At 73.7% G+C, this 24955-nt stretch carries 19 protein-coding genes; 12 read left to right on the top strand and 7 right to left on the bottom strand.

Features of this window, described 5'->3' with window-relative positions:
- Positions 1–32: 32 nt before the first annotated feature.
- Both AC6JBM_RS36885 and AC6JBM_RS36880 read right to left on the bottom strand, forming a co-directional pair.
- The gene (locus AC6JBM_RS36885; RefSeq protein ID WP_497978535.1) at positions 33–1550 is read right to left on the bottom strand and encodes a phospholipase D family protein; all 1518 of its coding nucleotides are present in this window, start codon (positions 1548–1550) and stop codon (positions 33–35) included.
- Positions 1547–2959 (bottom strand): phosphatase PAP2 family protein, encoded by a 1413-nt coding sequence (locus AC6JBM_RS36880; RefSeq protein ID WP_497978534.1) that lies wholly within the window; start codon positions 2957–2959, stop codon positions 1547–1549. The genes AC6JBM_RS36885 and AC6JBM_RS36880 overlap by 4 nt, the downstream gene beginning before the upstream one ends.
- 66 nt (positions 2960–3025) lie before the next feature.
- Here AC6JBM_RS36880 and AC6JBM_RS36875 point away from each other — a divergent pair, with 66 nt between their 5' ends.
- Both AC6JBM_RS36875 and AC6JBM_RS36870 read left to right on the top strand, forming a co-directional pair.
- Positions 3026–3808 carry a DUF1206 domain-containing protein gene (locus AC6JBM_RS36875; RefSeq protein WP_497978533.1) on the top strand — a complete coding sequence of 261 codons (783 nt, stop codon included), beginning with the start codon at positions 3026–3028 and terminating at the stop codon, positions 3806–3808.
- Complete coding sequence (locus tag AC6JBM_RS36870; protein WP_497978532.1) at positions 3805–4689, top strand: diacylglycerol/lipid kinase family protein; 885 nt, start codon at positions 3805–3807, stop codon at positions 4687–4689. The genes AC6JBM_RS36875 and AC6JBM_RS36870 overlap by 4 nt, the downstream gene beginning before the upstream one ends.
- Positions 4690–4699: 10 nt before the next feature.
- On the opposite strand, the gene AC6JBM_RS36865 is transcribed toward AC6JBM_RS36870, so the two are convergent.
- The 3 genes from AC6JBM_RS36865 to AC6JBM_RS36855 are packed head-to-tail and all read right to left on the bottom strand — an operon-like array spanning position 4700 to position 5742.
- Positions 4700–5059, bottom strand: coding sequence for a PLD nuclease N-terminal domain-containing protein (locus AC6JBM_RS36865; protein WP_350624299.1), 360 nt, complete (start codon positions 5057–5059; stop codon positions 4700–4702).
- 27 nt (positions 5060–5086) lie between these two features.
- A complete protein-coding gene (locus AC6JBM_RS36860; RefSeq protein ID WP_497978531.1) occupies positions 5087–5380 on the bottom strand; it encodes a DUF202 domain-containing protein in 294 nt (97 codons plus the stop codon).
- Positions 5377–5742, bottom strand: coding sequence for a YidH family protein (locus AC6JBM_RS36855; RefSeq protein WP_497986603.1), 366 nt, complete (start codon positions 5740–5742; stop codon positions 5377–5379). Before AC6JBM_RS36855 ends, AC6JBM_RS36860 begins: the two co-directional genes overlap by 4 nt.
- A 38-nt stretch (positions 5743–5780) precedes the next feature.
- Here AC6JBM_RS36855 and AC6JBM_RS36850 point away from each other — a divergent pair, with 38 nt between their 5' ends.
- The 3 genes from AC6JBM_RS36850 (at position 5781) to AC6JBM_RS36840 (ending at position 10386) form a co-directional block, all read left to right on the top strand.
- The gene (locus AC6JBM_RS36850; protein ID WP_497978530.1) at positions 5781–8396 is read left to right on the top strand and encodes an ABC transporter permease; all 2616 of its coding nucleotides are present in this window, start codon (positions 5781–5783) and stop codon (positions 8394–8396) included.
- Between the two features lie 257 nt (positions 8397–8653).
- On the top strand, positions 8654–9433 hold the full coding sequence (locus AC6JBM_RS36845) for an electron transfer flavoprotein subunit beta/FixA family protein (protein WP_497978529.1): 780 nt from the start codon (positions 8654–8656) through the stop codon (positions 9431–9433).
- A 14-nt stretch (positions 9434–9447) separates the two neighbouring features.
- The gene (locus AC6JBM_RS36840) at positions 9448–10386 is read left to right on the top strand and encodes an electron transfer flavoprotein subunit alpha/FixB family protein (RefSeq protein WP_497978528.1); all 939 of its coding nucleotides are present in this window, start codon (positions 9448–9450) and stop codon (positions 10384–10386) included.
- Between the two features lie 110 nt (positions 10387–10496).
- Here the strand turns inward: AC6JBM_RS36840 and AC6JBM_RS36835 are convergent, their stop codons facing one another.
- Both AC6JBM_RS36835 and AC6JBM_RS36830 read right to left on the bottom strand, forming a co-directional pair.
- Positions 10497–11309: an anti-sigma factor gene (locus tag AC6JBM_RS36835; RefSeq protein ID WP_497978527.1), complete on the bottom strand. Its 813-nt coding sequence runs from the start codon at positions 11307–11309 to the stop codon at positions 10497–10499.
- A complete protein-coding gene (locus tag AC6JBM_RS36830; RefSeq protein WP_497986602.1) occupies positions 11263–11865 on the bottom strand; it encodes an RNA polymerase sigma factor in 603 nt (200 codons plus the stop codon). Before AC6JBM_RS36830 ends, AC6JBM_RS36835 begins: the two co-directional genes overlap by 47 nt.
- An 866-nt stretch (positions 11866–12731) precedes the next feature.
- Between AC6JBM_RS36830 and AC6JBM_RS36825 the strand changes: the two genes are divergently transcribed.
- The 7 genes from AC6JBM_RS36825 (at position 12732) to ligA (ending at position 24700) form a co-directional block, all read left to right on the top strand.
- The gene (locus AC6JBM_RS36825) at positions 12732–13895 is read left to right on the top strand and encodes a cysteine desulfurase family protein (RefSeq protein ID WP_497978526.1); all 1164 of its coding nucleotides are present in this window, start codon (positions 12732–12734) and stop codon (positions 13893–13895) included.
- Between the two features lie 1178 nt (positions 13896–15073).
- Positions 15074–15706, top strand: coding sequence for a hypothetical protein (locus AC6JBM_RS36820; protein ID WP_497978525.1), 633 nt, complete (start codon positions 15074–15076; stop codon positions 15704–15706).
- Positions 15703–18876, top strand: coding sequence for a bifunctional polysaccharide deacetylase/glycosyltransferase family 2 protein (locus AC6JBM_RS36815; protein ID WP_497978524.1), 3174 nt, complete (start codon positions 15703–15705; stop codon positions 18874–18876). The genes AC6JBM_RS36820 and AC6JBM_RS36815 overlap by 4 nt, the downstream gene beginning before the upstream one ends.
- Before the next feature lie 352 nt (positions 18877–19228).
- Entirely contained in the window at positions 19229–20161 is a 933-nt protein-coding gene (locus AC6JBM_RS36810; protein WP_497978523.1) for a chitosanase, read from the top strand.
- A 306-nt stretch (positions 20162–20467) separates the two neighbouring features.
- Positions 20468–21541, top strand: a complete 1074-nt coding sequence (mnmA, locus tag AC6JBM_RS36805; protein ID WP_497978522.1) for a tRNA 2-thiouridine(34) synthase MnmA — start codon at positions 20468–20470, stop codon at positions 21539–21541.
- A 61-nt stretch (positions 21542–21602) separates the two neighbouring features.
- The gene (locus tag AC6JBM_RS36800) at positions 21603–22526 is read left to right on the top strand and encodes a uroporphyrinogen decarboxylase/cobalamine-independent methonine synthase family protein (RefSeq protein ID WP_497986601.1); all 924 of its coding nucleotides are present in this window, start codon (positions 21603–21605) and stop codon (positions 22524–22526) included.
- Between the two features lie 38 nt (positions 22527–22564).
- Positions 22565–24700, top strand: coding sequence for an NAD-dependent DNA ligase LigA (gene ligA / locus AC6JBM_RS36795; protein ID WP_497978521.1), 2136 nt, complete (start codon positions 22565–22567; stop codon positions 24698–24700).
- The last annotated feature ends 255 nt before the right edge of the window (positions 24701–24955 follow it).

Raw genomic sequence — 24955 nt, 5'->3', positions numbered from 1 at the left:
GAAGAGACCGGAGAGTGAACGGCACAAAACCGTCAGAAGGCACCCGCCCGCCGCATGCCGTGCGGCCGTCCGTCGGGGTCGTGCACGAAGCGGTAGAGCACCCCGGACCACTGCCGGGTCCACCAGGTCAGGTGCGGTGCCTCGTAGCGCTGCACGCGTCCGCGCGGCCGGGGGCCCGGGCGGCCCTCGGCGTACCAGCGTTCCAGGTCCGCGGCCGCGCGCTCGAAGGCGCCGACGAACGTTGCGTGGTCATCGTCGTCGATGTCGGCGCCGAGGTGCTCGCGGGCCAGCCGCCGGCGCAGTGACCGTGCGTACCGCCCGGTAGGGTCGGCGACCGCGCACGTCAGCTCGGAGTCGTGGGTCCACGAGCGCAGCGACACGTTGTCGGAGCCGACGGTCGCCCAGGCGTCGTCGACGATGCACACCTTGGCGTGCACGTAGATCGGCGTGCCGTCGGCGTTCTCGGGGCTGAACACGTGCACGCGGTCACCGCCGGCCTCGTCGAGCATGGCGAGGGCGCGCTCGCGGCCGTACAGCTGCGGGGTCTTGCCGATCTTGCCCGGCGCGTCGGGCTGGCGGGGCACGACGGCGACGAGGTGCAGCCCCGGCCTGGCGCGCAGCGCGTCGGCGAAGCACTCGGCGACCTGGGGCGACCACAGGTACTGGTCCTCGATGTAGATCAGGTGCCGCGCCCGCGCGACGGCCTTGCGATATCCGCGGGCCACGCTGCGCTCGCCGTCGGGGGCGAACGGGTACGCGCCCGAGCGCATGTGCGGGTACGTCCGCAGCAGCTGCACGCTGAGATCGCCGGCCGGCGGCGGGTCCGGCAGCTGCTCCGGCAGGGGGTCGGCGTGCGTGTCCTCGTGGTAGAGCCGGTCGTGCAGCCGGAAGAAGGGGTTGCGCGACAGTGGGGTCGGATCGGTCCAGCGCTCCCGGAACGTCGCCTCGACCTGCCCCACGGCCGGGCCGCGCAGCTCGACCTGCGCGTCGTGCCAGGGCGGGCGGGGGCCGTACACCGGCGCCATCGAGATCGCCTGCGGATCGCCCTCGTGCTCGTGGGAGTCGCCCCGGCTGTGGCACAGGTCGATCCCGCCCACGAACGCGACGTCGAGCTCGGGGCGGCCCGGGTGGCGCAGCACCACGAACTTCTGATGGTGCGAGCCGCCCGCGCGGACGCGCATGTCGCGCAGGCACTCCCCGCCCGCCGCCTCGATCTCGTCGCCGAGGTGCTGGTTCTCCTCCTCGTTGAACTGCAGCCGGTCGAAGTGCGAGCGCCACATCAGGCCCTTGACGATCACGCCGCGCTCGGCCGCCTCGCACAGGACCCGGGACACTTCGGTGCCGTCGCCGTCGAGACGCTGGTCGGGGTCGCCGCGCCAGTCGGTGAACAGGATCAGGTCGCCGCGGCGGGTCGCGCGGATCGCGGGCAGGAGCGCGTCGTAGTACTCGCGGCCGTCGATGAGCGGCCGCACCGCGTTGCCGTCGGTCCACGGGGCCAGGCCGGTGTGCGGGTTGCCGCGCTCCTCCGCGCTCAGAAACCAATCGCTCATTTCGCGGCCGCCTCGGCCAGCTCCGGCTCCCGCGCGGGGCCCGGCTCCGCCACCAGGTCGTGGTTGGGCCGCAGCAGCCACCACACGGCGGTGACCCAGAGCCCGGCGAGCACGCAGCTGCCCAGGATGTCGGTGGGATGGTGCATGCCGCGGTACATCCGCGACACCGCCACCCACAGCGGCATGAGCACCGCCGCGGCCACGAACAGCCAGCGCCACCACGCGCGGGTGCGCGGCAGGACGAGCACGGCCGCGGTGGCCCAGATGCAGATCGCCGCCGCGACGTGCCCGGACGGGTAGCTGGAGGTGGGCATCGGCCCGTCCATGTTCTCCACGTCCGGGCGCGCCCGCCCGACGATCGCGGCCGAGCCCAGGAACAGGCTCAGCTCGCCGAACATGACCGTGACCAGGAAGATCACGGGGCGCCAGCGGCGGGCCACGGCGAGCGCGAGGGCGCCGATGACCAGGCCGATGGCGAGGATCGCGTGGGTGTTGCCGACCTCGCTGCCGACGATCGTGACGTGGCCGAGCACGTCCGTGCGGTGCCCGGCGAACCAGTGCGGGATCGCGCGGTCGCCCAGGATGTTGCCGTTGCCGTCGCGGTAGTGCGCCAGCGGGATGCCGAGCGCGACCAGCGCCCCGAACGTCAGCACCCACGCCACGCCGAGCCCGGCGAGCACCCAGGCGCGTCCGTGCCCGGCCCGCTCCGGCTCGTGCGGGTGCTGCTCGGTCGGGCGCAGGTCGTCGGCGGCCTCCGGCTCGAGGCCCTCGGCCAGCGGGGCGGTGACGCTCTGGCCGCGCTCGTACCGCCACAGCTCGAACGCGGCCGCGCAGAGCCCGACCCAGGCCACGCCCAGCGACCAGCCACCCAGCACGTCGGACACGAAGTGCACGCCGAGCGCGAGCCGGCTGAAGCCGATGAGGACCACGATCGCGCCGACGGCGATGAGCACCGGGCGGCGCCACCGGGGCGCGAGCGCCGGGAGGAACACGAGCAGCAGCGCGGCGTAGCAGATGAACGAGTTCAGCGAGTGCCCGCTCGGGAAGCTGTTGCCGCCCCCGTGCGCGACTGGCTGCTCGACCACCGGCCGCAGGCGGCCGACGGCGTGCTTGAGCACCGGGTCGAGCACGAGGCCGCCGAGCGTCGTGGCCAGCAGGAAGCCGGTCAGGCGGAATCGGCGGCGCACCAGGAGTACCGTTGCGGCGATCGCGATCAGCCAGGCGAGCACGCCGAAGCTGCCCAGCCGGCTGATCCCGCCCATCAGGTTCACCAGGAACGCGCTCGGCGCGACCAGGGCGTTGAGTCCGTTGGCGACCCCGCGGTCGACGGACTCCAGGGGCAGCCAGCGCACGCGCACAGCGATCACCAACAGGCTGAACAGCAGGGCCGCGACCCCGAAGCTTGTCATTCTGATCAGGGTCGCCTTGTCACGTCTCACGTTTGCCAACATGCCCAGGATGGGGATTGGCAGAACATGACGAACAACGATCTCCTGAAGTACCTGACGAGGGTCGGGTTCATCGGCTACGGGCTGTTGCACCTCGCCCTCGCCTGGGTCGCCGCGCAGATCGCGTTCGGTCAGGGCGGGGAGGAGGGCGACCAGTCCGGCGCCTTCCGGAAGCTCGCCGAGCAGCCCTTCGGCGAGATGCTGCTGTGGTTCGTGATCGTCTGCCTCGTGGCCCTCGCCGTGTGGCAGGCCATGCTGGCCGTGTGGGGACACCAGGACAGCCACGGCAAGGAGCGCGTCTTCGAGCGCGTCTCCTCCGGCGCCCGGGTGGTCATCTACGGCGCCCTGGCGTGGACGGCGGGCAAGGTGGTGCTCGGCGCGCCCGCGTCCAGCGCCAACCAGCAGCAGGAGGCGGCCGCCGGGATCATGGCCAAGCCCGCGGGGGCGTGGCTGGTCGGGCTGGCCGGGCTCGCCGTGCTCGGGTTCGGCATCGGGATGGTGTGGTACGGCCTCAAGCGCAAGTTCGCCGGGAAGCTGCACTTCGCCGGGCCCCACGGGCACCAGGCGGCCACCCGCGCGGGGCAGATCGGCTACGCGGCCAAAGGTGTCGCCTTCGGCATCGTGGGGTATCTCCTTGTGGACGCGGCGGTCACGAACGACCCCGGCAAGTCCCGCGGCCTCGACGCGGCCCTGCACACGCTCGTCGGGCAGCCGTTCGGCAAGTTCCTGCTCCTCGCCGTCGCGCTGGGCGTGGCCGCGTTCGGCGTCTACTGCTTCTTCCAGGCCAAGTACCGCAAGGTCGGCTCGTGAGCGTCCGCTCGGCGGTGGTGATCAACCCGTCGAAGGTCCTCGACCTCGACGAGCGCCGCCGTGAGCTGTGCGGGGCGCTCGCCGACGCCGGCTGGCCCGAGCCGCTCTGGCTGGAGACGACGCCCGAGGACCCCGGCTGCGGCATGGCCCGCGAGGCCGTGGCGGCCGGGGTGGAGCTGGTGCTCGTCTGCGGCGGCGACGGCACCGTGATGGCGGTCGCCGGCGAGCTGGCCGGCACCGACGTCGCGATCGCGCTCGTGCCCTCCGGCACCGGCAACCTGCTCGCCACCAACCTCGGCATCCCGCGCGACGTCGCGGAGGCGGTCGCGGTCGCCATCACCGGCACGCGGCGGCGCATCGACGTGGGGGAGGTCGAGGGCGTGGGCGTGTTCGCCGTGATGGCGGGCATGGGCTTCGACGCGGCGATGGTCGGCGACACCCCCGACACCGCCAAGGCGCGCTTCGGCTGGGCCGCCTACGTCGCGACCGGGCTGCGCAATCTCACCCGCCACCGGGCCTCGGTGCGCATCCGCCTCGACGGCGGGCGCTGGCTGCACCGGCGGGCCACCAGCGTGCTCGTGGCGAACGTGGGGCGGCTGCAGGGCGGGCTGCCGCTGCTGCCCGGCGCCGAGCCGGACGACGGCTGCCTGGACGTCGCGGTGCTGACCCCGCGCCACGTGGGGGACTGGGTGCGGCTGGCGGGTGGCGTACTGCTCCGGCGCGGCCCGGCCACGCACGGGCTGGAGACGTTCCGGGCGCGATCCGTCGAGATCCACGCGGCGCGGGACGAGCCGCGGGAACTCGACGGGGACGTGATCGCGCCCGCGCGGCGGCTGGCCGCGCGTGTCCGGCCCGGCGCGCTGGTCGTCTGCGTGCCGTGAGCGGCCCGGGCTATGCGCCCGGGTTGTCGTCTTCGCGGCGTTTGAGGTCTTCCTCCCACCGGCGCAGCAGCTCGGCGTCCTTGCGCGACTGGGCCGTGTCGATGCCGCGCAGGAAGTCGGGGTCGTCGTCGGGGGCGGTCACCTTCTTGCGGGGCCGCCCGCCCGCGACCACGCCCGCGCGCTGTTCCAGCGACACCGGGCGACCGGCGAAGAACCAGGCCACGGGTCCGATGACCGGCACGAGCAGGATCACGAGCACCCACACGGGCCGGGGCAGCCCGCGAATGTCCCCGCGCTCCGAGGAGAGGCAGTCGATCAGCGCGTACAGCGTCACGACCAGCACGATCAAGAAGGGCAGTGCGCGTCCCATGGCGCCATCATGACTCAGCAACGGGGGTCATGACACCAGCAACAGGGTGCCCATCACGCAGTACAGCAGGATGAGCGCGACCAGCCACGGCAGTTCCCGCCCGATCGGGGTGGCCACCGACCGCATCCGGCGCAGCGCGAGCGCCACCGTGGCGGCCCAGAGCACCCCGACGGCGGCGAGGGCGCCCGCGGCCGCCAGATCTCGCAGGTGTACCGCGGCCAGCCGGGCGAGCAGCAGCGCGACCGCCGTCACCGAGACCAGCGTCCGCCGCCACGACAGCTGGGTGCGCTCGAGCTGCGCGCCCGGGGGCGACTCGCTCATAGCAGCGTGGCCGCCAGCAGCGCGGCCGCGCCCACGGTGACCACGAGCGCGAGGATCGCCGGAAAGCGCGACGGTGGCAGCGCCTCACCCTTGCGCATCGCCTTCTCGCTGCGGGCCCAGTGGTCGACCGCCCGGATCGCCACGAGGCCCCCGAGCGCGAGCAGTGAGACCGAGATCACGATCCGCAAGCGGTGCTCGGGCAGGAACTGCGCGACCGCGAGCCCGCCGCCGATCAGCGCCAGCGCGGTGCGCATCCAGGCCAGGAAGGTGCGCTCGTTCGCCAGCGAGAAGCGGTAGTCGGGGGTGGTGCCCACCGAGCGGACCTCGTCCGGGTCGAACCAGGTTCGGATCGCCGACCACATGGACATGGCTCGTCTGTCCCCCTCACTACAGTCGCCTGGTGCTCCGTACGACGCTCGCCGGGCTGCGTGCTCACAAGGTACGTCTTGTGCTGACCGCCGTCGCCGTGATGATCGGTGTGGGATTCCTCGCCGGGACCCTGGTCTACGGCGACACCGCGCGTGCGGCGTTCTTCGACGACCTGGCCCGGTCGGCCCGCAACGTGGACGCGTCGGCCGGCCCCGCGTGGGTGCCGTTCGGCGAGCAGTCCTCCGGGTTCAGCGAGAGCAGCCGCCGCCTCGGCCTCGAGGACCTCGACGCGGTGCGCGGCCTGCCGCAGGTGGCCCGCGCGGACGGGCGGATGGCGGAGCGGCTGTCGATGCTCGACCCGCACGGGCGCCTGATCGCCAACTTCGGCAAGGTCGGCTGGGCCGTGTCCACGCCCGGCGAGCCGAGCCTGAGCATGTTCGACGTGGCCGGCGGGCGGCTGCCGCAGCGCGACGGCGAGATCGCGATCGACGCGTCGACGGCCCGCGCCTACGGCTTCCGCGACGGCGACGCCGTGCGCGTGATCGGCGCCGACGGCCGCGAGGTCGCGCTCACGCTGGTCGGCTCGTTCGACCTCGGCGCGAACAAGCGCTTCGCGGGCCTGAGCGTCGCCGCGCTCACCCCCGGCGGCATGCGCACGGTCGCGGGCGCGTACGGCTACGCCGAGGTCGTCGCGACCGCGCGGCCGGGCGTGCGCGAGGACGCGCTCGCCGCCGCGCTGCGCGAACGGCTCGGCCCCCGGGCGCGGGTGCTCGGCGGCGAGCGGCTGCGCGAGGTGTACGCGACGGCGGCGGCCAAGTACGTCAACGGCTTCCTGGTCGTGCTCTTCGCCTTCGGCCTCGTCGCGCTCGCGGTGTCGGTCTTCGTGATCGCCAACACGTTCGCCATCCTCGTCGCCCAGCGCGTGCGGGAGCTGGCCCTGCTGCGGTGCGTGGGCGCGTCCCGGCGGCAGCTGTTCGGCTCGGTGGTGCTCGAGGCGCTCGTCGTGGGGCTCGTGGCCTCCCTGGGCGGGCTCGCGGCCAGCGTGGCGATCGGCTGGGTGCTGCTGGTCGGCCGCGACGCGCTCGGCAAGTCGGTGCGCGTCGACCACCTCGTCGTCAGCCCCGCCACGGTGCTCGCCGGGCTGGTCGCGGGCACCCTGTGCACCGTGCTGGCGTCGCTGCTGCCCGCGCGCACCGCGAGCCGGGTCCCGCCGATGGCCGCGCTGTCGGCGGCGCCGCTGGAGGCGGCCGTGCCCGGGCGCCGGCGCGCGCGCCTCCGGGCGGCCTGGATCCTGGCCGTCGGCGGGGTGCTGCTCGTCGCGGGCGGCACGCGGGCGCCGGGGTTCCTGGGGCTGCCGGTGGTGTTCCTCGGCGCCATCGGGCTGTTCGCGGCCGCGGTCGCCGCGGGGCCCTTCGTCATCGGCCCGCTCACGGCCTGGGTGGGGTGGCTGCCGGCCCGCGTCCTCGGCGCGCCCGCGCGGCTGGCCGTGCAGGAGGCGCGGCGCAACCCGAAGCGGGTCGCGGCGACCACGGGCGCGCTGACGGTCGGGCTGGCGTTGATGAGCCTGTTCGCGGTACTGCTGGCGACGACCCGCGCCCAGTCCGAGCGCGAGCTCGACGAGAACTTCGCGGTCGACTACGTCGTCACCGGCGGCTTCGTGTTCAACGAGCGCACCCCCGCCGTGCCCGGCCCGGTGCTCGACGCGCTGCGCGGGCGCCCCGAGTTCGCCGCCGTGGCCGCCGCACGGGCCCACCAGACCGAGGTGCGGGGCCGGCCCACCGAGGCGTGGTCCATGGAGCCCGGGGCGCTGGACACGGTGCTGCGGCCGGAGGTCATGCGGGGCTCGGTCGCGGGTTTCGGGCCCGGCACCGTGGCGCTGAAGGGCTCCCTCGCGGACGCGGTGGGCGCCGGGGTCGGGGCGCGGATCACGCTCGGAGGCCGCCCGCTGCGCGTGATCGCCGTCTACGACGACGCGCCCTCGACCGGCGAGATCCTGCTCGACTGGAGCGACTACGCCGCCGTGTTCGGCGCCGGAGGGCCCGACTCCGTGCTGCTCAAGGCCGCGGAGGGGGTGCCCGCGGAGACGGCGCGGGCGGCGGTGGACGGCGCCGTGCGCGAGCAGCCCCGGCTGCAGGTGTCCAGCCAGGCCGAGTGGCGGGCCAAGGTCACCGAGAGCCTCGACCGCCAGCTGCTGGTGTTCTCGGCGCTGCTGGGCATGTCGATCGTCATCGCGCTGGCCGGCATCGCCAACACGCTCGCGCTCTCGGTGCTGGAGCGCACCCGGGAGACCGCCCTGCTGCGCGCCCTGGGCCTGTCGCGCGGGCAGCTGCGGGCGATGCTGGTGCTGGAGGCGGTGTTCATGGCCGTCATCGGCGTCGTGGCCGGGATCGGGCTGGGCGTGCTCGCGGGGTCGGCGGCGGCCTTCGGGCTCATCGGGCAGTACGGCCACGGCCACCCCGTGGTCCCGGTGGGCCGGCTGGCCTCGTACGCCCTGCTCGCCACGGCCGCGGCCGCGCTCGCCGCGCTGCTGCCGGCTACGGCCTCGGCGCGTGCCACAGTTCGCGGACAGCGTCGGAGACGCAGCACTCCCGCAGGCGTCCGCACGTGCACAAATGGTCGTCCGGGGCCTCGCGGCGCCGGTGTGTGACCAATTCCGCAGCGTGCTGAGCGACCGCCGCCGACAGCGGGCGTTGCGGCTCGAAGATGCCCGTTTTATGCGACATTTCACCCACCCCCGCGGTCCAGGGTGCGCCCGATTCGTGATGCTTTTCACCGACGCAGCGAACCTACTCCCCAGTAACATACGGGAGGGCGGCCTGGTGCCGCTTCCCTTGAGCCGTAACGTGGGGCGCATGTCACCAGCGACGGCGCGGTGACTGTCAAGCAGGAGGACCTCGGACCACGATGAAGATCGTCGTACTCGTCAAGCAGGTGCCGGACTCCGGCGCGGAGCGCAACCTGCGCAGTGACGACAACACCGTCGACCGCGCGTCGGCGAACAATGTGATCAACGAGATGGACGAGTACGCCATCGAGGAGGCCCTGCGCCTCCAGGAGGCGCACGGCGGCGAGGTCGTCGTGTTGACCGTCGGTCCCGACCGCGCCACGGAGTCGATTCGCAAGGCGCTGTCCATGGGCCCGGACTCGGCCGTCCACGTCGCCGACGACGCGCTGCACGGCTCGTGCGCGGTCGCCACGTCGAAGGCGCTCGCCGCCGCGATCGCCCGGCAGAACGCCGACCTGGTCATCTGCGGCGCCGAGTCGACCGACGGCCGCGTGCAGGTGATGCCGCACATGATCGCCGAGCGGCTGGGCATCGCCGCGCTCACCGGCGCGCGCAAGGTCACCGTCGAGGGCTCGCAGCTGACGATCGAGCGGCAGACCGACGAGGGCTTCGAGGTCGTCACCGCCGCGACCCCCGCGATCGTGAGCGTCTGGGACACGATCAACGACCCGCGGTACCCGTCGTTCAAGGGCATCATGGCGGCCAAGAAGAAGCCGCTGGAGACCCTGACGCTGGCCGACCTGGGCGTCGAGGCCGGCGAGGTGGGCTTCGACGGCGCGACGAGCGCCGTGGTCGAGCACAGCAAGCGCCCGCCCCGTCAGGCCGGCAACAAGGTCGACGCGGGCGACGACGGCGGCGTGAAGCTCGTCGAGTACCTGGCCTCCGAGAAGTTCGTGTAAGGGGAGACGTCACCATGGCTGAAGTTCTGGTCGTCGTCGAGAGTTTGAAGAAGGTCACTCTCGAGATGCTCACCCTCGCGCGCACGCTGGGCGGCGACGTCTCCGCGGTCGTGTTCGGGGACCCGGCCCCAGTCGCCGACAAGCTCGGCGAGTACGGCGCCGCGAAGATCTACGCCGCGTCCGGCGCGGACCTCGACGACTACCTGGTCGCGCCCAAGGCCACCGTCCTGGCCGAGCTCATCCAGCGGGTCTCCCCGTCGGCGGTCCTGCTCGCCTCCTCCCAGGAGGGCAAGGAGATCGCGGCGCGCGTCGCGGTCAAGCTGGACAACGGCGTGCTGACCGACGTGGTCGGCCTGGAGGCCGACGGCACGGCCACGCAGGTCGTCTTCGCCGGCTCCACGATCGTCAAGTCCAAGGTCACCAAGGGCCTGCCGATCGTCACCGTCCGGCCCAACTCCCTCACGCCCACCCCCGCGCCCGCCACCCCGTCGGTGGAGGCCGTGGAGGTCAACGTGACCGACCGCGACCGTCTCGCGAAGGTCGTGGAGCGCAAGGTCGAGGCCAAGGGCGCCCGCCCCGAGCTGGCCGAGGCCTCGATCGTCGTCTCCGGCGGCCGCGGCGTGGCCAGCGCGGACAACTTCAAGCTGGTCGAGGAGTTCGCCGACCTGCTGGGCGGCGCGGTCGGCGCCTCGCGCGCGGCGGTCGACTCCGGCTTCTACCCGCACCAGTTCCAGGTGGGCCAGACCGGCAAGACGGTCTCGCCGCAGCTGTACGTCGCCCTGGGCATCTCGGGCGCGATCCAGCACCGCGCGGGCATGCAGACGTCGAAGACGATCGTCGCGGTGAACAAGGACCCCGAGGCGCCGATCTTCGAGCTGGCCGACTTCGGCGTGGTGGGCGACCTGTTCAAGGTCGTGCCGCAGGCGGCGGAGGAGATCCGCAAGCGTAAGTAGCGTCCTTGGTACGTAGCGCCCGCCGCCTGCCCGCGGCGGGCGCTTTCGTGTTCTGGTCTGCTTTCGTGTTCGGGTCAGCTTTCGTGTTCTGGTCAGCTTTCGTGTTTTTGTCAGGGCAGGGTTCCCCGCAGCATGCTCAGCCCGGAGTGTGCGGCATTGCCGTCGTGCGGCTCGACCGAGATGTCGATGATGTTGTACCTCGACAGATCCAGCGACGCCGGCACCGTCAGCTCGGACTCCTTGCCGAGCACCCCGAGCGCCTCCATGCGCACGGTGGGCTCGTCCCGATCCAGCAGCCAGGCCTCGTAGTCGGCGTCGTCCCGCACGGGCATCCCTTCGGCGTGCACGACGAGCCGCCGCTCCCCGCCGGCCACGCGCAGGCACGCGTACCCGCCGGCCCCCGCGGGCGCCCCCGGGAGCGCCTGGAGCGTGACGCGCGCGTCCTGCGCACGGCAGCCCGCTGCGGTCTCGCCGCGCCGCATCCACAGCGCCGTTCCCCCGGCCGCGAGCAGCCCTACGACGGCGGCAGCCGCGGCCGCGACCGCGACGGTGACCCGCCATCGAGGCCCCTTGTCCCGCGTCCGCGCGCTGGTTCCACTCGGCTCTTGCGCGTTCGTTTCGTCTGGAGCCGCCGGGGAACCGGGCCGGGCGGGTGGCGGGTCGGTGTGCAGGCTCACGGCCGGCGGCGGCTGGTCGCGCCCGGACGCGGCGAGTTCCGCGCGGATGCGTTGCCACACGTGCTCCGGCGGCGGCGGGAGCGCCCGCAGCCGCGAGGCCTGCCGCCCCAGCCCGGCGACGTTGCGCAGCGAGTCCATCTCCGCGCGGCACTGCTCGCAGGCGTCGAGGTGCCCGGTCTCGTGCTGCTCGAGGGCCTCTTCACCGAGCGCCAGGAGTACCAGCCGTTCGGGCTCCAGATGCGGCACCGTCCACCTCCCATCGGCTGCGCAGCCGGGCCATCCCGCGCCGCAGGTGGCTCTTCACGGTGCCGAGGGGCAGGCCGGTGAGTGCGGCGATCTGAGGATGGGTCAGGTCGTCGTAGAACGCCAACTCGAGCACGCGCCGCTGCTCGCCCGGGAGCCGGGCCATCTCGTCGGCCAGCACGAGGCGATCGACGATGCGCTCCGGGGGCGCGTCCCCGCCCCCGTCGCGCTCGGGCACGGTGAGCCGCCGGATCGCCTCGCCGATACGCCCGTCCCGCGCGGACGCGCGAATCTGGTCGACCACCTTCCGCCGCGCGATGCCGAGCAGCCACCCGAGCATGGACCCGCGCCCGGGATCGAACCCCTCGCGCCCGAGCCACGCCGCGACGAACACCGCCTGCGTGACGTCCTCGGCGTCGGTGACACTGCCGACGCCGCGCACCGCGAGGTGATACACCGCCGGGCCGAACTGCTCGTACGCCGCCCGCAGAGCCCGCTCGTCCCCGGCCCGGAACAGCTCCGCGAACCCGTCGTCGAAGGGCACCGGCTCGTCCCGCACCCGGAACGCCGCGCCTCGCTTGTCGGGCGCGTCCGGCTCGCGTACGCCGCTGTCCGACACGTCGCGTTGCACGAGGCCGTTGTCGGCTACCTCGCGTGTGCCGAGCCCGTTGTCGGCTACCTCGCGTGCGCCGAGCCCGTTGTCGGCCACGTCGCGTGCGCCGAGTCCGTTGTCGGCCGCGTCGTGTTCGCCGAGTCCGTTGTGCTGCTCCGCAGGCCCGGTGAGGCCGCCGTCGCGTGCGTCGGGCATGTCGCGTTCGGTGGGCGCAGCCTCCCGTGAGCTGCCGTTGTGCCGGCTGTGCGCGGTCGCGTTCCCTCGACCGGCCGGCGGCACGTCGGCGCGCGGAGGCGGGGCGAGGCCACCGTCGGGCGGAACGAGGCCACCGTCGGGAGGGACGGGGCCTCTGTCGTGCGGGGTGGGTTCGTCCGGGGCGCGGTGCGGCTCCGTGAAGCCGTCGTCGCCGCGCGGGCGCCGGGCACTCACCGGGGCCCGCCCGGATGCCGCGGTCGCCACCATTGCACGGGCACGTCCTGAAGCTAGCGCAGTCACGGGGGAGTTCCTGACCGAGCATTCGGCGCGCGGGGGCACCGCGGATGCGGCGAGCGGCGAAAATCTCTTCGGAAGATTCTCCCGCACCGCCTTCATCACGCTTCGTGAGCGGATCGCCGCGTTCCGGTGGCCGGATCGGGGTCGCGACCAGCATTGTTCCGGATCGATGGGTCGGCCGCGTCCGCGCGGGGCCGGGTGTGCCCGTTACAGTCGGTGCCCTGACCGGGGCGGTCGGCCGCCGCCGGCGCGCGGGAGCGTGGCAATCGCCGCCCACCGGAGGGGAGGTAAGGGGTGCCCGGCCGTTAGGCTTGGCCTCGATGCCGTACCTCGACCATGCCGCCACCACGCCGATGCTCCCGGAGGCGCTCGACGCCTACGTCGCCACCGCGCGCGAAGTCGGCAACGCCTCGTCGTTGCACGCCCCCGGCCGCCACGCCCGCCGCCGGGTCGAGGAGTCGCGGGAGCGGATCGCCGCCTCGCTGGTGGCCCGGCCGTCGGAGGTGATTTTCACCGGCGGCGGCACCGAGAGCGACAACCTCGCCGTCAAGGGCATCTTCTGGGCCCGCCGCGCCGCCGACGCGGGCCGCACGCGTGTGGTCGCGAGCTCCGTCGAGCACCACGCCGTGCTCGACTCCGTCGCCTGGCTCGAGGCCCACGAGGGCGCCGCGGTCACCTGGCTGCCGGTCGACGCGTCCGGGCGCGTCCACCCCGAGGCGCTGGAGGAGGTGCTCGCCGGCGGCGACGTCGCGGTCGTCACGTCCATGTGGGCCAACAACGAGGTCGGCACCGTCCAGCCCGTCGCCGAGCTGGCCGCGCTGGCCGCCCGCGCGGGCGTGCCCTTCCACACCGACGCGGTGCAGGCCGTCGGCCAGGTGCCCGTCGACTTCGCCGCCAGCGGCGCGGCCGCGCTCACCGTCAGCGGCCACAAGCTCGGCGGCCCCATCGGCGCGGGCGCGCTGCTGCTCGGCCGCGAGATCGACTGCACGCCCCTGGCGCACGGCGGCGGCCAGGAGCGCGACGTGCGCTCCGGCACCCTCGACGTGCCCGCCATCGTCGCGTTCGCGGTCGCCCTGGAGCTGTCGGTCAAGACCCAGCGCGAGACGGCCGAGCGGATCGGGCGCCTTCGTGACGTCCTCGTGGAGCGGGTCTGCGCGGCCGTACCGGAGGCCATCCTCAACGGCGACCCATCCGACCGCCTGCCCGGCAACGCACACTTCTCCTTCCCCGGCTGCGAGGGCGACGCGCTGCTGCTGCTCCTGGACGCCCAGGACATCGCCTGCTCGACCGGTTCCGCCTGCTCGGCCGGCGTCGCGCAGCCCTCGCACGTGCTCCTGGCCATGGGCGCCGACGACGCGCGGGCGCGCTCCTCGCTGCGCTTCACCCTGGGCCACACGTCGACCATGGCGGACGTGGATGCCCTGGTCGCCGCGCTGCCGGCGGCCGTCGAGCGGGCCCACCGGGCGGCGACGAAGAGCCGCTGACGCTTCACTCGCGCGGAGGCGTCGGGCGGCCGCCGAAGGCGCTGCTCAACGACGTTCGACCCGCGCTCTCGCGCCCCGGCGCTCCCGCGTGTCGATGGACGCGGGGCGGTCGGTGGTCGTGACCGACGCGCGCCCGCTCTGCGCACCAGCCCGCCCGCACGATCCGCCCGCTCCCGCTCCGCCCGCTCCCGCGCCCGCCCGATCCGCCCGCTCCCGCTCCGCCCGCTCCCGCTCCCGCGCCCGCCCGCTCCGCCCGCTCCCGCTCCCGCGCCCGCCCGCTCCGCCCGCTCCCGCTCCCGCGCCCGCCCGCTCCGCCCGCTCCCGCTCCCGCGCCCGCCCGCTCCGCCCGCTCCCGCTCCGCCCGCTCCCGCTCCCGCGCCCGCCCGCTCCCGCTCCGCCCGCTCCCGCTCCCGCGCCCGCCCGCTCCGCCCGCTCCCGCTCCGCCCGCTCCCGCTCCCGCGCCCGCCCGCCCGCTCGCCTGCTCCGCCCGCGCCCGCCCGCTCCGCGCGCCCGCGCGCAAGCGGACGCGGGGAGTCGGTGGTCGTGACCGACGCGGACGCGCTCCCTCGCCCGGCCTCTTCGTGGCGGCGACGGCCGGCGCTGCCCGTGCTTCGCGCCCGCGCTCGCGGCCCCCCGCGCTGACGGTCGTGGCCGAGGACGCCGACGGCTGAAGCGCGGACGCGTGCGGTGTCGCCAAGCGTGCTGGTGGGCGGCGCCGCGGGGCAGCGGTCGCGCGGCGCGGGCGCAGTGGTATCGATCTAGGCACGGCGGCGGAGTCGCGAATTCGGGACCGGGCGCGGACGTGGCACGATTCCGGCGACCGGGCCACACATGGCCGCTGAACAGCCGGAACGGCCTCATCCGAACGGCTTCGAGGAGGGTGAGACGCCGGTGAGGAACGCCGTACGAGGTCGGTCGTCGGGGTGAATCCGATTGGGTGATTCCGCACCGATCAAGGCAAATATGGCCAGCTAGCGGGGCAGCGGATTTGGTTACGGCCTTTCTTTGACGTTTTTCCTCCGCCTTAAGTGGGCCGCTCACCCTATGTTTGCGCCGTGTCTGTCGAAACCCCTTCCATGGATGAAGCAACCGACATCATCGCCAAGGGCGATCTTTCTTCGCCAGTATTCGTCGATGCGTCGGGCCGCCGGGGAAAGCGAATCCGAATTGTTTTCGGGGTGCTCGGAGCGGCAACGCTCGTCTATGGGGCCCTGGTTGCCACGAGCCTGGCCGGAGGCCCGCTCAAGCCGCAGCAGCTGGTGCCGTTCCCGGATCTGGTGAACAACCTGCCGGTGCTCGACGAGGGGCAGCCCGTGGCGCAGCCCGGCGCGAAGAACACGCCGACGGTCAAGAAGTCCCCGCTCAGCACGGCGAAGAAGATCAACGCGACCGGTCAGCCGGCCCAGGGCGGGCCGCTTCCGGTGCCGTCGGGCACCGTGCCCGGGGGGCCCGGCCCGGGCACGACCACGACGACGCCCCCGCCCGCGGAGGCGACGGACGCCCCGCCGACGACGCAGCCGAGCAGCGGGCCGACGACGCAGCCCACGCCCACGCCGACGAAGACCAAGGAGCCGACGACCGACCCGACGACGGCTCAGCCGACGCCGCGCACGAGCGAGGCCGGCACGGCGCTCCCGGGCGAGATCCCGACGATCGGCGCGACGCCGACGCGCTCGGCGGGCACGGTGCCCGTGGGTGAGACGTCGGCCGGGCTCCCGGGCGCGACGCCACTCGCGTCGAGCGTCAGCGGCGAGGGCTCCACCGGTACCGTCGCGACACCCAGCACCACCGCGAGCCTGGGCCCGGCGTGAGCCGCAGGAGGAAGGCCGCGAAGGGCGCGCGGAAGCGGTTCTCGTACACCCGCCTCGTCTTCGGCATCGTCCTGCTGAGCATGCTCGCGGGCGTGCTGTTCGTCGAGGCGTACGTCAACGCCGAGTTCGCCGCCGACCACAGCGAGAGCGCCGGCAGCCAGTCGACGGTGCCGCAGGAGGTCGTCGACGGCGGCCCGATCATCGACACCCGCAACAACCAGGTGCGCTCGTACGCGATGCCGGACAAGACGATCGCGCTCACGTTCGACGACGGGCCCGACCCGAAGTGGACGCCGGAGATCATGGAGGTGCTGCACAAGCACCAGGTCAACGCGACGTTCTTCGTCGTGGGCACGCAGGTGACCCGGCACGCCGACATCGTGACCGAACTCGCGCGCGGGGGCGACGAGATCGGCATCCACAGCTTCACGCACCCGCGCCTGGACCAGCTCTCGCAGTGGCAGCGCGAGCTGGAGTACTCCCAGACCCAGCTCGCCGTCGTCAAGGCCACCGGGCAGAAGTCCGCGCTCCTGCGCCTGCCGTACTCCTCCAGCGCGAACGCCATCGACGACGCGAACTGGCCGCTCATCAAGGACGCCGGGCGCCTCGGCTACCTGTCGATCATGACGAGTACCGACAGCCGCGACTGGAGCCGCCCGGGCGTGGACGCGATCGTGCGCGGCGCGACGCCGGAGGACGGCAAGGGCTCGATCGTGCTCATGCACGACGCCGGCGGCGACCGCCAGCAGACCGTCGAGGCTCTCGACCGCTTCATCCCGATGATGCAGCAGCGCGGGTACACCTTCACCACCGTCTCTGGGGCTTTGACCAAGGCCCTCGCCGGGCAGAGCGTGACGCTCGAGGCCCCCGCGACCCCCTCCGACCAGCGTCGCGCCCTCGCGCTCGTCACCGCCGTCTCGGTGGCCGACTGGATCATGGAACTGCTGCGCATCCTGTTCCTGATCGTTGGCATCCTCACGATCGGGCGCACCGTCGCGCTGTTCCTGCTCGCCGGCCGCCACGCGCGGAAGCGGCGCGCGAAGACGTGGCAGTGGGGCCCGCCGGTCGACGAGCCGGTGTCGGTCATCGTGCCCGCCTACAACGAGAAGGAGGGCATCGAGGCCGCGGTGCGCTCCCTCGCGGGCGGCGACCATCCCGGCGGCATCGAGGTCGTGGTCGTCGACGACGGCTCGACCGACAACACCTCCGAGCTCGTCGAGGCGTTGGGGCTGCCCAACGTGCGCGTCGTGCGCATCCCCAACGGCGGCAAGCCGAACGCGCTCAACGTCGGCGTCGCCCTGGCCAAGCACGACATCATCGTCATGGTCGACGGCGACACCGTTTTCGAGCCGGATTCGGTACGGCACCTCGTCCAGCCGTTCGCCGACCCGTCCGTCGGCGCGGTCGCGGGCAACGTGAAGGTCGGCAACCGCGAGTCCATCGTCGCGCGGTGGCAGCACATCGAGTACGTCATCGGCTTCAACCTCGACCGCCGGCTGTACGACCTCCTGCAGGTCATGCCCACCATCCCCGGCGCCATCGGGGCGTTCCGCCGCCAGGCCCTGCGCGACATCGGCGGCATCAGCCACGACACGCTCGCCGAGGACACCGACGCCACCATGGCGCTGTGCCGCACGGGCTGGCGGGTCGTCTACGAGGAGCGCGCCCGCGCGTGGACCGAGGCCCCGAGCACCCTGCGGCAGTTGTGGCTGCAGCGGTACCGCTGGAGCTACGGCACGATGCAGGCGATGTGGAAGCACCGGCGGTCCATCGTGGACCAGGGCCCGTCCGGCCGCTTCGGTCGCGTGGGACTGCCGTTCATCGCGTTCTTCGGCATCGCCCTGCCGCTGCTCGCCCCGCTGATCGACATCCTGCTCGTCTACGGCCTGTTCTTCTCCAGCTGGCAGATCACCACGATCGCGTGGGTCGCCATGTTCCTGATGCAGCTGCTCACCGCGATCGTGGCGTTCCGCCTCGACAAGGAGAAGCTGCGGCCGCTCTGGGTGCTGCCGTTGCAACAGTTCGTGTACCGCCAGCTGATGTACATCGTCCTCATCCAGTCCATGGGCACGGCGCTGACCGGCGCCCGGCTGCGGTGGCACAAGCTGCACCGCGCGGGCTCGGCGGGCGCGAGCGCCCCGATCCCGTCCCAGCCCTCGACACCCGCCGCGTCCACCGTGCCCGCCGCGTCTGCCGACCCGGCTACGTCCGCGGCGCTCACGCACGAGACGCCGGCCGCGTCCGAGCCCGCCGCGCCCGCGCACGCGCCGGCGGCGCCCGGCAGCGGGGTGTCCGGCGCGTCTACGGCGCCCGGGCACGGGAGGTCCGGGGCGTCCGCGCACGCGTCTACGACGCCTGGCCACGGGACGTCCGCCGCGTCTACGGCGCCTGGCCACGGGACGTCCGCCGCGTCTACGGCGCCTGGCCACGGGACGTCCGCCGCGTCCGCGCACGCGTCTGCCGCGGCCGGTCGCGGGATGTCCGCCGCTTCCGCGCGTGGATCGGCCGCGCATGCGTCCTCCGAGTTCGAGGACGAGCCGCCCGTCGCGCCCGGGCACGGGAAGTCCGTGCACGCGTCGGCGGGGTCCGTTTACAGGACGTCCGCGCGCGGCTTGTCATCGGCGGCTCAGGACGGCGCTCCGATGGTCGGCGACGGCTTCGCCTCGGTGAGCCGCGACGTGACCGCCTCCGCGCGCGGCGACGGCGATGCGTTCGGGTCCGACCGCGACCGGTCCGGGTCGTGGAGTGACGGCAGCGGGTTCGGGTCCGGACGCCGGCACCATGACGCGTCCGCGCGAAGCGATCGTGACGGGCACGGGGCATGGGGCCGCGACGGCCGCGAATCCGCGTACGGCGGCGATGGGGCCGGGTCCTGGCGGCATGACGATGACGCGTCCGCGCGGGGGGACGGCTTCGGGGCGGTGAGCTCGGGATCGGGCGCCTCCGCGCGCTGGGGCGGGGGGTCGGCCGGGAGCGGTGGGTCCGGCGCGTCCGCGCGGGAGCGGGTGCCGGGGGACGGCGAGGGCTCGCAGAGTCGTGGGGTTGCTCAGGTGCCGCAGGCCTCTGCGCCCGGGCACCGGGTTTCTGAGCACACGGCCGTGTTGTACGCGTCGTCGTACTCCTCGGTGCTGCGGTCGCGGGCGGCCGAGCTCGACGGGGAAGAGGACTGAGCGCTCGGCTGGGCGGGGATTGCCGCCGGCCGGGGTCCAGAGGACTGAGTGCCGCGGTCGCGTTCGGCTTCGGGTGGGTGGGGAATTGCCGCCCGGCCCGGGGCCGAGGGGACTGGGTGCTGTCGTTGCGTTCGGCTTCGGGTGGGGGGATTGCCGCCCAGCCGGGGTCAAAGGGGAGGAGGACTGAGTGATGCGGTCGCATTCGGCCGTGGTCGCGCGGGGATTGCCGCCCGCTGCGGTCGAAGGGGAGGTGGACTGAGTGCCGCGCATCTCGTTGCGCCGGGGGCTCGGCGTCGCGGCGTTCATGGTCGCCTCGCTCGCGGTGCGGGCGGTCGAAGGGGAGGTGGACTGAGTGCCGCACGTCTCGTTGCGCCGGGGGCTCGGCGTCGCGGCGTTTATCGTCGCCTCGCTCGCGTTGGCCTCGCTTGCGGTGCGGGCGCCCGAAGGCGGGGATGTCGGGGGCGCCGAGCAGACCGCGGCGCACGCGTCGCCGATTGGTTCGCAGACGCCCGGAGCCGCCGGGACGGTGCCGAGCAGCCCCGACGGGCGGCGCTCCGTGCGCGTCGGGCCCATGCAGAAGGTCGCCGGGGATCTGTCCGACCCGCAGAAGAAGGATATCGCCATGCGGCTGGTGTCCAGTGCGGAGAACTCGACGCTCGACTGGACGGCGCAGTACGGCTACATCGAGGACATTCACGACGGCCGGGGGTACACGGGCGGGATCGTCGGGTTCTGCAGCGGTACCGGGGACATGCGCGCCGTCGTCCAGCGGTACACGGAGGCCGTGCCGGGGAACCGGCTCGCGAAGTATCTGCCGGCGCTCAAGCGGCTCAACGGCAGCGCCGCGCACACCGGGCTCGATCCGACGTTCACCGCGGACTGGAAGGCGGCCGCGGCCGATCCCGCGTTCCGGGCCGCTCAGGATGCCGAGCGGGACCGCATGTACTTCAATCCGGCCCTCAGCCAGGCCAAGCAGGACGGGCTGCGGGTGCTCGGGCAGTTCATCTACTACGACGCGATCGTGATGCACGGCGCCAACGGGCTCGCGAAGCTGCGGCGGGCGGCGGCGGCCAAGGCGGCACCTCCGGCGCGCGGGGGCGACGAGGCGGCGTACCTCGAGGCCTTCCTCAACGCCCGGGTGGGGCTGATGGAGGCCGAGGAGGCGCACGACGACGAGAGCCGGGTCGAGGACGCGCAGCGCGTGTTCCTGGCGGCGCGCAACTTCGATCTCGATCCGCCGCTGCGGTGGCGGGTGTACGGGGACTCGTACGAGATCTCGGTCTGATCGCCGGTCACGCCCACGCGCCGCGGCCGCGCGTGGGCGTCCGGCGTCGGCCGCGGTGGCGGGTGCAGGGACGCGTACGAGGAGCCCGCGCGCCGCGGCCGGGCGTGGGTGTTCGGCGTTCGCGGCGGGGCGGACGGTGCGGGTTTGTCCTTGCCCCGCGGACCTGGCTGGGCGGTCCTCTCCGGCCGAAGGCCCTCAGGACCGCCCATTTGTCTGGCGGGAGCAACGGTCAGTGACTGACGCGGACCCGAGTCATGGAAAAACCGCCCCGGAAAATACGCCCCCGCGCGCCGGTAGGCTGGGGGTGTGAGAGTGCTAGCGGCGATGTCCGGCGGGGTCGACTCGGCCGTTGCGGCTGCTCGGGCGGTTGCGGCCGGGCATGACGTGACGGGCGTGCACCTCGCGCTGGCGCGCAACCCGCAGACCTATCGCACGGGCGCGCGCGGGTGCTGCACGCTCGAGGACTCGCGGGACGCCCGGCGGGCCGCGGATGTGATCGGGATCCCGTTCTACGTGTGGGACATGGCGGAGCAGTTCCACGAGGACGTGGTGGACGACTTCGTCGCGGAGTACGCGGCCGGGCGGACGCCGAACCCGTGTCTGCGGTGCAACGAAAAGATCAAGTTCGCGGCGGTGCTCGATCGCGCGGTCGCGCTCGGGTTCGATGCCGTCGTCACGGGGCACCACGCGCGGCTCGGGGGCGACGGGCTGCTGCGGCGCAGCGTCGACCTGGCCAAGGACCAGTCCTACGTGCTCGCCGTCCTCACGCGCGCGCAGCTGGACCGGGCGATGTTCCCGCTGGGCGACTCGACCAAGGCCGAGGTGCGCGCGGAGGCGGCCGCGCGCGGGCTCGCCGTCGCCGACAAGCCCGACAGCCACGACATCTGCTTCATCGCCGACGGCGACACCAAGCGCTTCCTCGCGGAGCGGCTCGGGCAGGCGCCCGGCGACATCGTCGACGCCACCAGCGGGGCCGTCATCGGGCGGCACGAGGGCGCCTACGCCTACACGGTCGGCCAGCGCCGCGGGCTCGACCTGCGCGTCTCCGCGCCGGACCGTCAGCCGCGCTACGTGCTGTCGATCACGCCCGTGACGAACACGGTGACCGTCGGGCCCGCGTCCGCGCTCGACGTGTCGACGGTGGTCGGGGAGCGGCCGGTGTGGACGGTGCCGTCGGGCGGCGACGTCGCGTGCGAGGTGCAGATGCGCGCGCACGGCGAGACGCTGCCCGCGACCGTGCGGCTCGAGGAGGGCCGCCTCGTCGCCGCGCTCGGGCGCCCCGCGCGCGGGATCGCGACCGGGCAGGCCATCGTCTGCTACGAGCCCTCGCCCGGGGGCGACATCGTGCTCGGGTCGGCCACCATCTCACACACCTCGTGACCACGGAGCGGTAGTGACCTCTTTCCCCTGGCCGGTCGGGGCGGCGACCGGCATCGGCTCCATGCCCGGCACCGACGTCGCCGAGGCACAGCGCGTCGTGCTCGGCGAGCTGCCCGACCTGCCGCACCTGCCGGAGCTGCCCGCGCGGGGGCCCGGGGCGGACATGATCGGGCGCGGGGGCGCGTTCCTGACCGAGCTGCCGATCGAGCTGTACGCCGCGCGGTGGCGCGTCGCGGCGCGGCCCGGCCACGATCTGCGCGTCGCGCGCGACCTGCTCGAACGCGACCTGGACCAGATGACGGAGCAGGCGGGCGAGTTCGCCGGGACGTTCAAGGTGCAGGTGCCCGGGCCGTGGACGCTCGCCGCGTCGCTGGGTCTGCCCATCGGCGGGCAGGTGCTGCGCGATCCCGGCGCCGCGCGCGACCTCGCGGCGTCGCTCGCCGAGGGCGTTCGCCTGCACGTCGCGGAGGTCAAGGCCCGGCTCCCGCGCGCGAGCGTGCTGCTGCAGCTCGACGAGCCGTCGCTGCCCGCGGTGCTGGGCGGGCGCGTGCCGACCGAGAGCGGGTTCGGGACGCTGCGGTCCGTGGACCCGTCGGTCGCGCGGTCGGCGCTGTCGGCGGTCATCGCCGCGGCCGGGGTTCCGGTCGTCGTGCATTGCTGTGCGCCGTCGGTACCGCTCTCGCTCCTGCGCGAGGCCGGCGCCGTCGGGGTGGCCCTCGACCTGTCGCTGCTGCGCGACCTCGACGCGCTGGGCGAGCAGCTGGACACCGGGATGGGCCTGCTCGCCGGCGTGTCCGGGCGCACGGCCGCCGCGCAGGCCGATCAGGTGCGCGACCTGTGGCGCAAGCTCGGCTTCCCGCCGAAGTCCCTGCCCGCGCAGGTGGTCGTGACGCCGCCGTGCGGGCTGCCGGCCGAGCCCCGGATCACCGCCGCGCTCACGGCGGTCCGCGAGGCCGGTCGGCGTCTGACGGCTGACCTGGACTGACGCAGTTTTTGTCGTACCCGCGGGGTAAGTTCACAGCCATGACCGACGCTGAGTCCGAACCGACCGTCGAGGCGCGTGAGCGGCACGCGGAACTGGCCCGTGAGCTGGACGAGCATCAGTACCGCTACTACGTGCTGCAGTCGCCCGCGGTGGACGACTCGGTCTACGACGGGCTCATGCGCGAGCTGGAGGCGATCGAGCAGCAGTATCCGGCGCTGGTCACGCCGGATTCGCCCAGCCAGCGGGTCGGCGGCACGTTCTCGACCGAGTTCGCCTCCGTCGACCACCGCGAGCGCATGCTCAGCCTCGACAACGCGCTCAACGAGCCGGCGCTGGACGCCTGGGCGGAGCGGGTCGAGCGGGACGCGGGGAGCCCGCCGCGATACCTGTGCGAGCTCAAGATCGACGGGCTGGCGCTGAACCTGACCTACGAGCACGGGCGGCTCACCCGGGCCGCGACCCGTGGCGACGGGCGCACCGGCGAGGACATCACGTTCAACGCCCGCACGATCCGCGAGATCCCCGAGCAGCTGGCCGGCGACGACGTGCCCGAGCTGCTCGAGGTGCGCGGCGAGGTGTTCTTCACGCTGGAGGGTTTCCAGGAGGTCAACGCGGCCCAGGTGGCGGCGGGGGAGCGGCCGTTCGCCAACCCGCGCAACGCGGCCAGCGGCAGCCTGCGCCAGAAGGACCCGCACATCACCGCGAGCCGGCCGATGCGGATGCTGGTGCACGGGTTCGGCGCGCGGGAGGGGTTCAACCCGGCCAGCCAGTCCGAGGCCTATGAGCTGATGCGCGCGTGGGGGCTGCCGACCTCGGCCCGATACCGGGTGTGCGAGGACATGGCGGGGGTGCGGGCGTATATCGCGGAGTACGGGGAGCGGCGGCACAAGCTCGAGCACGAGATCGACGGCGTGGTCGTGAAGATCGACCAGATGTCGATCCAGCGCCGGCTCGGCTCGACCAGCAAGGCGCCGCGGTGGGCCATCGCGTTCAAATATCCGCCTGAGGAGGCGATGACCAAGCTCGTCGACATCCAGGTCAACGTCGGGCGGACCGGGCGCGTCACGCCGTTCGCGGTGATGGAGCCGGTCTTCGTCGGCGGGGTCACGGTGCGGCAGGCGACCCTGCACAACGCGCAGGAGGTCGTGCGCAAGGGGGTGCTGATCGGCGACACGGTCGTCATCCGCCGCGCGGGCGAGGTGATCCCCGAGGTGCTCGGCCCGGTCGTGGACCGCCGCGACGGCTCCGAGCACGCGTTCGTGATGCCGGTGGAGTGCCCGTCGTGCGGGACGACCCTCGCCCCGGGCAAGGAGGGCGACGTCGACATCCGCTGTCCCAACGCCCAGCACTGCCCGGCCCAGCTGCGCGAGCGGCTCTTCGGGCTGGCCGCCCGGGGCGCCCTCGACATCGAGGCGCTCGGCTGGGAGGCGGCCGCGGCGCTGCTGGAGTCGGTGATCCCCAACGAGAGCGAGCTCTTCGACATCGACGCCGAGCGCCTCGCCAAGTCCCCGTTCTTCGTCAACATGAACGGCGCCCTCGGCACCAACGCGGTCAACCTGCTGGCCAACCTCGAGGAGGTCAAGCAGCGCCCGCTCTGGCGGGTGCTCGTCGCGCTGTCGATCCGCCACGTCGGGCCGACCGCAGCTCAGGCCCTGGCCCGCTCGCTCGGGTCGATGGACGCGATCGCCAACGCGACCACCGAGGAGCTTGTCGCCGTCGAGGGGGTCGGGCCGACGATCGCCCGCGCCGTGCACGAGTGGTTCGCGGTCGACTGGCACCGCGCGTGGGTCGAGCGCTGGGCCGCGGCCGGGGTACGCATGGAGGAGGAGCGCGTCGACACCGGCCCGCGCCCGCTCGAGGGCGTGACGGTCGTGGTGACGGGGTCGCTGGAGCGGTACTCGCGCGACCAGGCCACCGAGGCGGTGACCTCGCGCGGCGGCAAGGTCTCGGGCTCCGTGTCGAAGAAGACGCACTTCGTGGTCGTGGGGGAGTCGCCGGGCTCGAAGGCGGAGAAGGCGGCGTCGCTGAAGGTGCCGATCCTGGACGAGGCGGGGTTCGACGTCCTGCTCACCGAGGGGCCGGACGCCGCGCGGGCGGCGGCCCAGCCGGCGGACGAGGAGGCGGCGGCGGACGCCGAGGCGGCCGCGAAGGCGGAGGCCGCGGCGGCCGAGTAGGCGTGGCGCATGGGTTCGGCGTCGGTCGGCTGCCGTGCACGGGCAGCGCCGGGCGTTGCGGATGGGCGCCGCAGCCGAGTAGGGCACGACGGCTGCTCATGGCCGGGTGTGAAGCGTCGGCTGGCTCAGGCAAACGTTGCGCACGGGAAGGGCCTGGCCGCTGCGGTGGAGGCGGAGGGCGGCGGCTCCAAGCTATCCGCGGCCGCGCGGGCCGTGCTCGCAGTGCGGGTGTCGCGCTCGGGGCACTCGCCGGTG

This window comes from Dactylosporangium thailandense (genome assembly GCF_059739745.1).
The sequence above is the reverse complement of the archived record's forward strand: the minus strand, read 5'-3'. Positions and strand labels throughout refer to the sequence as shown.